1 protein-coding gene is annotated in these 1303 nt (G+C 67.7%); it reads left to right on the plus strand.

Annotated elements, in window-relative coordinates:
- Positions 1-52: 52 nt before the first annotated feature.
- Positions 53-1260 (plus strand): IS3 family transposase gene (locus tag ACZ6O0_RS44455; RefSeq protein ID WP_465771179.1). Its coding sequence is split into 2 segments (ribosomal slippage): positions 53-338 and positions 338-1260, totalling 1209 coding nucleotides; the frame shifts between segments, so codons are not numbered across the junction.
- Positions 1261-1303 lie beyond the last annotated feature (43 nt).

A 1303-nucleotide genomic window follows, 5' to 3' on the forward strand; every position in this document is an offset into this window, starting at 1 on the left:
TGGGGTGTACCAAGGTTGTTGGACAGGTGCTCTTGGTTGAGAGGATTTGTTCATGGCTGAGAAGCGTCGCCGGTTCAGTGCGCAGTTCAAGGCTGAGGCGGTGCAGATGGTGATCGAGTCGGGCCGACCGATCAGCGATGTGGCACGGGATCTGGGGATCGAGCGGAAGACGCTGAACAGGTGGGTGAACGACTACCAGCGCGCCCATCTGGGTCGTGGTGAGCCGTTTCCCCGAGGGCAGGCGCCGAGTGGTGTGCCGGGCCGGGCGGGTTCGCGGGAGGAGGAGCTCGAGGCGGAGGTACGCCGGTTGCGGCTGGAGAACGAGTTCCTGAAAAAAGCCGCGGCCTTCTTCGCCAAGACCTCGCAGTAGGAGTGCGATGCGCGCTGATCGAGGCGGAGAAGGCGAACTTCGCGGTCGCGTGGATGTGCACGGTGCTGGCCGTGCCGCGCTCGTCGTACTACGCCTGGCGCGCCCGGGCCACGACCCCAACCGCGACCGCCGCGCGGCGCCGCGCACTGGCCGCCCAGGTGCGGCGGGTGTTCGACACCGCCCGGCAGACCTTCGGGTGCCGCCGCGTCACCGCCCAGCTCAACCGCGAGGGCGTCGAGTGCAGTGTCGGGCTGGTCGCAGACCTGATGCGCGAACTCGGCCTGAAGGCCGTCCAGCCGCGCGGCTACCGACGCACCACCATCGCCGGCGAGCAACCAGTCAACTCACCCGACCTGCTGCTGCGCGACTTCGCCCCAGCCAGCTGTGCACCAGGCGAGCGGCTGGTCGGCGACATCACCTACCTGCGCACCGGGCAGGGCTGGCTGTACCTGGCCACCGTGATCGACCTGGCCACCCGCATGGTCATCGGCTGGCAACTGGCCGACCACACCCGCACCCCGCTGGTCGTCGACGCGCTCCAAATGGCCATCCACGCCGGCCGCGTCCAACATGGCGCGCTCTTCCACTCCGACCGTGGCTGCCAATACACCTCCAGCCAGTACGTGCGGTTCTGCCACGCCCACCACATCCGCACCAGCCTCGGCCGCACCGGCGTCTGCTGGGACAACGCCCCCGCCGAGTCCTTCTTCGCCGCCCTGAAGAACGACCTCTACCACCGCCACACCTGGCCCACCCAGGCCGACGCCCGAACCGCGGTCGCCGAATACATCGAAGTCTTCTACAACCGCCAAAGACTCCACTCCACCCTCGGCTACCACACCCCGCACGAAGCCCTCACCCACCACCAACAACCCACAACAGCCGCCTAACCAACACCCCCGCAACTGTCCACAATCCTTGACACAGCCCAGG

It is taken from the genome of Kribbella sp. NPDC048837 (assembly GCF_055586945.1).